The organism is Parafilimonas terrae (genome assembly GCF_900115755.1).
In the GTDB taxonomy this organism is placed as follows: Bacteria; Bacteroidota; Bacteroidia; order Chitinophagales; family Chitinophagaceae; genus Parafilimonas; species Parafilimonas terrae.
In genome coordinates this window covers 336,299-346,323 of sequence record NZ_FOXQ01000004.1, presented here as the reverse complement: position 1 = coordinate 346,323, position 10,025 = coordinate 336,299, and the positions used below count along the sequence as shown (strand labels likewise).

9 protein-coding genes and 1 other RNA gene are annotated in these 10,025 nt (G+C 38.6%); 3 read left to right on the top strand and 7 right to left on the bottom strand.

All coding sequences use genetic code 11. The features are described 5' to 3' along the window. The first annotated feature begins 293 nt into the window (after nt 1-293). Entirely contained in the window at nt 294-2,654 is a 2,361-nt protein-coding gene (locus tag BM015_RS09440) for a glycoside hydrolase family 15 protein (protein ID WP_090657694.1), read from the top strand. Between the two features lie 389 nt (nt 2,655-3,043). Here BM015_RS09440 and BM015_RS09435 read toward each other — a convergent pair whose 3' ends face one another. The 3 genes from BM015_RS09435 to ssrA form a co-directional block, all read right to left on the bottom strand. Next, a complete protein-coding gene (locus BM015_RS09435; RefSeq protein ID WP_090657638.1) occupies nt 3,044-3,271 on the bottom strand; it encodes a DUF2283 domain-containing protein in 228 nt (75 codons plus the stop codon). Beyond that, entirely contained in the window at nt 3,259-3,561 is a 303-nt protein-coding gene (locus BM015_RS21385) for a hypothetical protein (RefSeq protein ID WP_143075809.1), read from the bottom strand. Before BM015_RS21385 ends, BM015_RS09435 begins: the two co-directional genes overlap by 13 nt. Nucleotides 3,562-3,609: 48 nt before the next feature. Continuing rightward, nucleotides 3,610-3,986, bottom strand: a transfer-messenger RNA (tmRNA) gene (gene ssrA, locus BM015_RS09430). A 105-nt stretch (nt 3,987-4,091) separates the two neighbouring features. Here ssrA and BM015_RS09425 point away from each other — a divergent pair. After that, on the top strand, nt 4,092-5,897 hold the full coding sequence (locus BM015_RS09425; RefSeq protein ID WP_090657636.1) for a MutS-related protein: 1,806 nt from the start codon (nt 4,092-4,094) through the stop codon (nt 5,895-5,897). A 75-nt stretch (nt 5,898-5,972) separates the two neighbouring features. Here the strand turns inward: BM015_RS09425 and BM015_RS09420 are convergent, their stop codons facing one another. Beyond that, nucleotides 5,973-6,500 (bottom strand): phosphoribosyltransferase family protein, encoded by a 528-nt coding sequence (locus tag BM015_RS09420; RefSeq protein ID WP_090657635.1) that lies wholly within the window; start codon nt 6,498-6,500, stop codon nt 5,973-5,975. A gap of 72 nt (nt 6,501-6,572) precedes the next feature. On the opposite strand from BM015_RS09420, the gene BM015_RS09415 reads away from it, so the two are divergent. Further along, nucleotides 6,573-7,898 (top strand): 4Fe-4S dicluster domain-containing protein, encoded by a 1,326-nt coding sequence (locus BM015_RS09415; protein ID WP_090657633.1) that lies wholly within the window; start codon nt 6,573-6,575, stop codon nt 7,896-7,898. A gap of 6 nt (nt 7,899-7,904) precedes the next feature. Here the strand turns inward: BM015_RS09415 and BM015_RS09410 are convergent, their stop codons facing one another. The 3 genes from BM015_RS09410 to BM015_RS09400 form a co-directional block, all read right to left on the bottom strand. Next, on the bottom strand, nt 7,905-8,714 hold the full coding sequence (locus BM015_RS09410) for a response regulator transcription factor (RefSeq protein WP_090657630.1): 810 nt from the start codon (nt 8,712-8,714) through the stop codon (nt 7,905-7,907). A 193-nt stretch (nt 8,715-8,907) separates the two neighbouring features. Further along, the gene (locus BM015_RS09405) at nt 8,908-9,438 is read right to left on the bottom strand and encodes a DinB family protein (RefSeq protein ID WP_090657693.1); all 531 of its coding nucleotides are present in this window, start codon (nt 9,436-9,438) and stop codon (nt 8,908-8,910) included. A gap of 100 nt (nt 9,439-9,538) precedes the next feature. Further along, nucleotides 9,539-10,021 (bottom strand): hypothetical protein, encoded by a 483-nt coding sequence (locus tag BM015_RS09400; RefSeq protein ID WP_090657628.1) that lies wholly within the window; start codon nt 10,019-10,021, stop codon nt 9,539-9,541. Between the last annotated feature and the right edge of the window lie 4 nt (nt 10,022-10,025).

Here is a 10,025-nt window from a genome sequence, read left to right as displayed (position 1 = left end):
AACTTTCAAAGGGTTTTTAATAAAACTGGTAATGTTTATTCTTGGGTTTACTCTTGATAAGCTTACCTGATTAACTAGCAACTTGAATTAATTAAAAAACTCATCATGATTTCAACAATATTATTTGCTTGTGTTGCTTTTATTGTAGTGGCTTGCCTGATTTTTTTAAGCATTAAAAGAAAAAGAGATAAAGAAGATAAAAACAAGAATGTATATAAAGAGTAGGTCTCCTGTTTTTCTTGCTCATTAATGAATCAGGAAATATATATTCTGTTTATAAATTTAGCTTTATTATGCAGCAACAACACGCACCGGGCGCACCAGGTGTTACAGCCAAATGGACTTCTGGCGCCAAATCTGGTATTGGCAAAGCAATCGACACTTCTTCTTCAGTAACGTTTACATTAAGTCATGGCGTGTTAAATGAAATATATTTTCCAAGAGAAGACATTGCCTGCATCCGCGATATGGAATTTCTTGTAGCCGATGGAAAAGATTTCTTCTCGGAAGAAAAGCGTCATACAAAACATGTAACAAAAACGATAAAGCCGGGCGTTCCCTGCTATCAAATCATCAATACCTGCATTCAAAAAAAATACCAGCTAAAAAAAGAGATTATCTGCGACCCTTTAAGAAACACGGTGCTTCAGCATGTGCAGTTTAAGCAGGCAAAAAATACATCATTACAATTATACGCGTTGGTAGCGCCACATTTAAATAATGAAGGCAATAACAACAACGCCTGGATTGGCGAATACAAAGGGATTAAAATGCTGTTTGCCGAACATAAAGGTTTGGCATTAGCTGTTGCCTGTTCTGCAAAATGGTTAAAATGTTCTGCAGGTTACGTAGGCGTTTCCGATGGCTGGACAGATTTGAATGAACATAAAACAATCACATGGGAATATGATTACGCAGCAAATGGCAATACCGCGTTAATTGGTGAAATAGATTTATCGGAAGGTTCGGATTTCGTACTGGCAATGGGCTTCGGAATAAATACAGCAGAAGCGGCATTGCATGCATGGGGCAGCATACTGGAAGGTTTTGAATCGGCCAAAAAGATGTATGTACAATCGTGGCAGCAATGGCTGCAGGGCTTGCATAATCTGAAAGGAAAAATTTATCGTGAAAGCGCGGCTGTGTTAAGAATGCATGAAGCAAAAGCTTTTCCCGGCGGTATTATTGCAAGCCTTTCTATACCCTGGGGGTCGTCAAAAGATGATTCGCACAGAGGCGGATATCATGTGGTATGGCCACGGGATCTTTGCGAAACGGCTAACGGTTTTATTGCATTAAAAGTGCATGGAGATGCATTGCGTGTATTAAACTATTTAATGAGCACGCAACAAGCCGACGGAAGCTGGCCTCAGAATATGTGGCTGCCGGGAATACCATATTGGAAAGGCATACAGATGGATCAAACGGCGCTGCCCATTCTTCTCATTGATAAATGCAATGTGCATAATGCCATCAGTAAAGAAAGGATGGGGCGTTACTGGCCCGGCATAAAAGAAGCAATTAAGTTTATTATACTTAACGGGCCATACACGCAGCAAGACAGGTGGGAAGAAGAAAAGGGCTATACGCCTTTTACGCTGGCAACACAGATTGCAGCATTGCTTGCCGCTGCAAAACTCGCCGAAGAAAACAATGAACCTGCATTGGCAACCTATTGTCTCGAAACTGCAGATTACTGGAACGATAGCATTGAATACTGGACATACGTAACCAATACACCGCTTGCAAAGCAATACAATATAGATGGATATTACATACGCATTAACCCTTATAATATTGGAGCGAATGAATTAGGTGATAAAACGATTGAACTGAAAAATCACATAGATGGCAACGGTAAAATTTTATTAAATGAGCTGATATGTGTTGATGTGCTGGCATTGGTGCGCTTTGGATTGCGTGCACCCAACGATCCCAAAATTCTGAATACTATAAAATTGATTGATGCCATGCTGAAGGTGACCACACCTTATGGTGATAGCTGGCATCGTTATGTAAATGATGGCTATGGGGAAGATGCCGCAGGCAATGCTTATAATATAACAGGCATTGGCAGGGCCTGGCCGCTGCTTACGGGAGAGCGGGCGCATTATGAAATTGCTGCTGGCAATTTTGCTTATGCAAAAGAGCTAATAGAGGCGATGGAAAAATTTGCAGATCATAGTTTATTATCTGAACAAATATGGGACACAGAAAGCATACCGGATAAAGACCTTTATTTTGGCAAACATACAGGCTCTGCCATTCCGCTTACATGGGCACATGCTGAATACATAAAGCTAAGCGCTTCATTAAAAAACAGGAAGGTGTTTGATATGCCGCAGGCAACACAGGAACGTTATATCAAACAAAAAACAACTTCTTTAATAACAGTTTGGAAGTTCTCTAATCAAATCGCACAGCTTAAAAAAGAAAAAATATTAAGGATTGAATTGCTTGCAGCAGCCAATGTTAGCTGGACGTTTGATAACTGGAAAACAGTGAATGTTATACCAACCAATAACACCACTCTTGGATTGTTTTATGTTGATATAAATATCCATGCTGTTGAAACTAAAAAACTGGATTTTACTTTTTTCTGGATTGATGCCAACCACTGGGAAGGAAAGAATTTTTCTGTTACTGTTATATAACATACCAGAGTTCCGGATAAGCATTTCAATGATGAAGATGTTTGCGAATTGAGCAGGGATTTGTATCGTCATGTCGGGGAAACGAGGCATCTCCTGAAATTCAGACTGGTTGAAAGCTAAGAGATTTATCTCTTTCATATTTATCTTTTAGGTCTCGATGATTGCTTCGCAATTCTCCTATCGTCGAAATGACGTTCGAAGATGTCTGTATTTTGTAATCAGTTTTCAATTTCATAGCATAACCCCTCACATATGTTTATCCAGAACTCACATTAACATACGTATCAGCCACAGATAAAAATGCGTGCACTTGTGGCTAATAAAAAGGCCTGTAAATTTTTGCAGGCCTTTTACCGGGAATACAGCTTTTAAATACTTTGTTGAACAAACTAACGCTTACTAAAATGGGTTATGGTAAAGCCAATTACTTTGCCGTTGGCATATCTGTAAAGAATATCATCATCCCCCAATTCGCTATCGTCGGCGGGCCCGGGCGCACCTATATTCACATACATAACATCAGCTTCCCTGTCATAGCGTATATGAACATCATTAGCATTACTCTGACGCACTGCTTTCAATGCCTGCATCATTTCAGGAATGATTATTTCTGCCATACTATTTTTCTTTTAAGTATTTTATCAATACGTTTTGTAAAATACGCGGTAAGGATAAATCCGTCACACTCAGTTTCTTTATACACTACAACAAGCAATTTATCAGCTCTGTTATATGTAGCGGCTAATAGCTCATCTGCGCTGCCTTGCAAAACTATATCAGGAGCAGCAACGGTAAGTAATACGTCATGCAGGTGACCTGCCATTTCAGGATGCCCCTCTACCATGAGTAACCAACGCTCATCAGTTAGTCGGATCGTTTTTCCGGTAATGCTTTTTGTAGTATTCACAATAATAAAGGTATTATTAAAAGCACCGGTAATTAGTACCTCTTTATTTTGTGGAGCTGAGGGGACTCGAACCCCTGTCCAAACATCTTTGCCATAAGCTTTCTACATGCTTAGTTTATTATTAATTGTCGGCAAATAAGCGGGAACAAACCAACCAATTATTCGCTTAGCTGAATAATCTTTTGCAACAGTCACAGCATTCTGTTGCAGCATTCTGTATTTGTTTTTGAGTCGGCGGCGGAGCGTGGTAACAGAACAACCGGCTCAACGCGGCCCTAATGACTAACTAATCACTGATTAGGCAGCCATAGCGAAGTTAGATTCGCCATTTGTAGTTTGAACTTTCGGATTAGCGTGCAAACGGTACAACGCACGGCATGCTTACACTTACCACAAACGGATGCTGTCAAAACCAATACAGCCCCATTCGGTTAACTGTCAACCATTAACGGTTAACATCATTTCAAAGAGCGAACAGCAAATTTACAAATGTTTTTTGCAAAAAATATTTAAAACGCATCTTCGCCTGTATGAAGGCAGAAAATAATCCGCAGGAATTTTATAAAGCGAAAATTGCAGCACTTGAACAACAGTTAAAAGTTTTATATAATACAAGAAGCAAAATTGCCTGGCTACGTTTTGCCATTTTTGTATTTGCCTGTGTTGCGGTTTATTTTTTGTGGCCTGCCGGTTGGCCGGCAATTACCCTGGGAATTATTATTGGCATCGTACTGTTTCTTGTTGCTATATCAAAAGATGCAAACAATAAAGCAGCTATCAAAAATGCTGAAACGCTGTTATCCATCAATAAAGATGAAATTGATTTCCTCAAGCATAATTTTCATCATCAGTACGATGGTAAAGACCTGCAACCTTCAAACCATGCTTATGCAAAAGACCTTGATGTATTTGGAAAAACATCTTTATTTCAATACATCAACCGTTGTAAGGCTGAACAGGCAATTGAACTGCTGGCAACAAGATTATTAAATCCTTTAAGCAAAGAAAATATATTGCAGCAACAGCAGGCAGTAAAAGAAATAAGCAATAAAATAAACTGGTGGCAGCAATTCCGGGCTTTTGGCATACATGAAAAAATAACCAGGGATGCAGAGAAAAGAATCAACAACTGGCTTCAGCTAAACAATGAAGTTTATACAAGCAAAGGATGGAAAATGCTGGCGCGCATCTATCCTTTTATTACATTGCTTTGCGTGTATCTCTATCTTGATGATGTTTTACCATCTCCATTGTTTTCTCTATGTGTTCTTATCTTTTTTTTAATAAGCATCGCTATCAGCCGCAAAGTTCAGGATGTATATGTTTTGCTGTCGCGGCTGGAACCTGTTGTTGCTACTTTAAAAAATCAATTGCAAAGTTTTGAGAACGAAAAATTCGACAGCGCATTTTTAACAACGCTTCAAAAAAGCTTGGGTAATTCAACTGATAAAACAGCATCAGCATCTATCAGTCATCTTCAAAAAATCCTTAACCGGTTTGATGTTCGCTTAAATGCTTTTGCTTTTATTATCTTAAACACATTTTGTTTATGGGATTTGTGGCAAATACTGGCTTTGAAAGAATGGAAAAAACAAAACAAACCATTAGCATCAAACTGGTTTAATGTAATTGCACAGCTTGAAGTGGCCGGCAGTTTTGCAACACTCAGTTTTAATAATCCTGAATGGTGTTTCCCTGCAATTGCCGATGAGCATTTCACTTTATCAGGCGAAGCTATTGGTCATCCTTTGATTCCAAAAAATCAAAACGTCACCAATAATTTCAATTTAAAGGGCATTGCAAAAGTTGATTTAATAACCGGCAGCAATATGGCCGGTAAAAGCACTTTTTTAAGAAGCATAGGCGTTAATATGATCCTTGCCTATGCAGGTTCTGCCGTTTGCGCAAAAAGCTTTACAACATCGGTGGCAACCGTTATGAGCAGCATGCGCATTGAAGATAATCTTGCTGAAAACACTTCTACATTTTATGCGGAGCTGAAGAAACTAAAAACTATCATTGATGCAGTTAATGCAAATATCAAATGCTTTATTCTGCTGGATGAAATTTTACGCGGCACCAATTCATTGGACAGGCATACCGGTTCAAAAGCATTGATACAGCAACTCATCAGGAAGAATGCTGTGGCTGTAATTGCAACGCACGATATTGAATTATCAGGGCTCGTAAATGATTTTCCGCAGTCAATTAACAATTACCATTTTGATGTTGCGGTGAATGATGAAAAATTATTCTTTGATTATAAGCTAAAACAAGGCATTTGCACGAGCATGAATGCTTCTTTATTGATGAAACAAATAGGTATTGAAATGTGATTACGTAAATCGTCAATCGTGAAATGTGAATGTAAGCGCTTGAAGCTTGCGGCTTGTAGCTTTAAACTAACAGCTTCATTCCCCTGAAGCGATGGAAGCAGAAACATTGCCATTCACTTCTTCTACCTGCACATAATCGTCCGGCGCTGTAGCTATGGAATAGCCAACATAATCGGGTTTTATAGGAAACTGTTTATGCATGCGTTCCACCAGCACGAGTGTTTGAATGCGTTTCGGATGATATTGCATAAAAGGTTTTAAGGCATACATTAAAGTTTTTCCGCTATTGCTTACATCATCTACCAGCAAAACATTTTTATCATCAAAATTTATTTCTTCACTTAAAGTAATAACAGCAGGCTTTTGCTTATCAAGATGAAGCGAAATTGTTTTTACAGGTATGGATATATATTTCTTTAAGTGTGTTGCAACTTTGGCGGCAATGAGATTGCCTGCACCTTCTATACCAAATTTACCGGCGCCTTCAATGCCAATTATAATCAGTTCAGTATTGTCTTCGCTTAAATTTTCAGCCACTTCAAGCGCCATGCGGTGAAACTTCTCTTCAGATACTTCCGGCGTTAATATCGTTTTGTTTTGCATGCTATAAAAATAAGATAAGAGTTTTTATAATGAGGCATTTGCGCGAACTTTATCTTCGTTATACATAATTCTATGCATATTATTTTACAGGTAATATTTATTGTAATTGCTGCCGCGGCTATCTTTCTTTTTACAAGAAAAACAGGCCAGGTAAGAAGGAATATTTTACTTGGCCGTGATGAAACAATTAACGATAATAAGCCGCAGCGCTGGAAAAATGTTTTGCTGCTTGCTTTCGGGCAAAAGAAAATGTTTCGCAACCCGCTGGTGGCCGTAATGCATTTTATAATTTATGCAGGCTTCATCATCATAAACCTTGAAGTGCTTGAAATAATTATAGATGGCATTTTTGGCACACACAGAATTTTCGCAAAACCGCTGGGCGGTTTATATTCCTGGCTTATTAATGCATTTGAATTTTTAGCGGTTGGTGTATTTACAGTTTGTGTTATTTTTTTAATAAGAAGAAATATACTGCATGTAAAACGCCTGTGGATGAAAGAACTGGATGGCTGGCCTAAAAGCGATGCCAATTATATTCTTATCACGGAGATTTTATTGATGAGTTTTTTTCTTACAATGAACGCTGCCGATACGGCTTTACAAACCCGTGGCTACGGCGAATATGCGCAACACGTTACAGGCAATTTCGCCTTCTCCCAGTTTTTACAGCCATTGTTTGCAGGCATGAGCGATAATGCATTAATGATGCTGGAAAGAACCTGCTGGTGGTTGCATATTGTTGGCATATTTGCATTCTTAAATTATCTTCCTTATTCCAAACATTTACATATTTTATTTGCTTTCCCGAACGCTTATTATGGCAGGCTTCAATCAAAAGGAAAGCTGGATAATATGCCCGAAATTCAGCAGGAAGTTTTATATGCCATGCAACCCGAACTGGCGCCTGCAGCAACTGCGCCGGATCATAAAAAATTTGGTGCGAAAGATATTTTTGATTTAAGCTGGAAAAATTTGCTGGATGCCTATAGCTGCACCGAATGCGGGCGTTGCACTGCAGCCTGTCCGGCGAATATTACCGGCAAAGTTTTAAGCCCTCGTTTAATCATGATGAAAACCCGCGACCGCGCCGAGGAAGTTGGCAGAAACATTAATCAAAACAAATCTTTTACAGAAGACAATAAATCATTATTGCATGATTATATAACGCCTGAAGAATTACGTGCCTGCACCACCTGCCAGGCCTGTGTTGAAGAATGCCCGGTAAGTATTAATCCTTTGGATATTATTGTACAATTGAGAAGATATTTGGTGATGGAAGAAAGCAATGCGCCGCAGGAATGGAATGCTATGTTCAGCAATATTGAAAACAATTTTGCGCCCTGGAAATTTTCGCCGGATGAACGCGACCGCTGGGCGACCGACATGAATAGCTAGGGGCTATTATATAAGCCCTGTTTTTATAGAGTTGGCTACCAATTCAGCGGTGGATGCCGCAGACATTCTGCTAAGAAGATTTTGCCTGTGATTACCTATTGTTTTTACAGATAAGCTTAATTCTGAAGCAATTTGTTTACTGCTGTAACCGGCCGATATCAGTTTCAATACCTGCAATTGCCTGTGGGTAATTTTTAAATTTTTTGCGGTTTTCTTTGTCAGGCTATTATCTTTTTTGCAATACAGATGCTGGCAGCTTTGGTTTTTTGCATCAAATACAGTCATCATGGCAACGCCATTTGTTTTTATATGAGATATGTCTGTAATAACCGTAAGCCCATAAATTACCATACCATCTTTATCGAAAATATGATCGGCAAATTGTACCATAACCCAATAATATGTTTGCTGGGGATTTAATAACCGCAAATAAATAGTTGTTCTGAAATTTTCTTTTTGTTCTATAGGGAGTTTTGACAGAAAAGAATACCAATAACTGCTAAAAGCAAACATTTTTGGCAGGTCTTCAGGATGTGTATTTCGAAAAAGTATTTGCGAGGAAACATCAATAATCTCATTCTCTGAAAAAAACATCATTTCTTCCACCTTACCCCCGGTTTTTTTTGTTGTGCCGGTAGTAGTATCGGCTATAAACCAGAAATAGCGCCCAACAGCGAACTTATTGTAATAACTTAAAGAAGCAGCAAAAACATCTTCCGGTATTATTTGCCCGGCAGCTATTTTATTTCCGCCCAAAGCGGGGGTAAATTCAGCAGGGTCAATAACATCAAGAAGCAATGTTTTAGTTTTTTCCATAGTGCACTTATAGAGGTATGCTAAACTAAGGATAAATCCCTATTTTTTACAACACAATTTCAACATACATTGAACTCCTATTTAAGTGTTGACCTATAAAAAAATTAACCTGTCAAAATGTTGCATGTAAATTTTTACATGCAACATTTTGCTTTTAAAAGCTGAGCCAATTATTTATCCGGCAAGGCAAAAGCTATTTCACACCATTGTTATCATCCCACCAGCCTTTCATTTTTCTTATATAAACAATTTGCCCGGTATGATAAGCATTGTGCGTACCAATATGCGCAATAGTCGAAGCTATTTTTGCCAGTGTTGCATCATCGGCATTTTGTACGGCATCTTCAATCCCCGTTAATACGTTATCTAATTCTTTAATAGTTGCCGGCCACGATTTTTCGTCAACCGGGGAAAAGGTTTCTTTATTATCAGCGTTAAAAGGATCTTGTTTTATGCCCCTTAAATTATTCAATACCCTTTTATTCCAGAAAATTAAATGTGTGGTGAGCTGCGCTATGGAATGGTTGCCGGAGCTGTCTTTCCAGTTAGCCTGTTCCGGCGTTAAGCCTGCAACAGCAATGGTTGGCGGCACAAACCAATCCTTCATATTATGCGTTGTTTTAAGTTGCTCCAGCAATATTGATTTTAATGTAACGGATGAGTCGTTTTGCGCTTTTGATGTATAAGCAATACAAAAAAACACGAGAATTAAGGTGTATTTCATTATGCATTTTTTAAGTACAATAAACATATTGAAGTAATGCAAGAAAGCGGCAATTATTTATTTGAAAGGCAATTTTTAAATACTTAGGCCTGAATAATTATTACTGAACTTTTATTTTCTTTTTATAAAACGATGCTGTTATAAAACTAATGGGCAAGCCAATGCATATCATTAAAATGACCGCGCCTCGAAGAAAGCCGGGCCATGTTGGCGGTGAGTGATGTGCCTGGGACAAAGGAATTACGATGAGGTTCATTATTACCCAAACAATAAGGCCATACAAAAGGCCGCTTATGAATGCATTTTTTTGCAAAAACCGTAAATGCGGATAAACAAAAAAATATCCGGTTGCAAAACAAAAAGCAATAAAATAATGCAGCAGCAATCCAATAACAGCCATCACATTTTCACTGCCAATAATTGTATCGCCAAACAAGCCTGCAGCAATGCCGTGAAATAACTGCGTAACTGTTACAACTTTCATCAGCAGGCAATACACAATTACACCGCCTGAAGCATCTAATGTGCCGGCGATAAAACCTGCAAGGAAAATTGTTTTTGTGCGGGAAGCCTTAGCCTGCATGTTA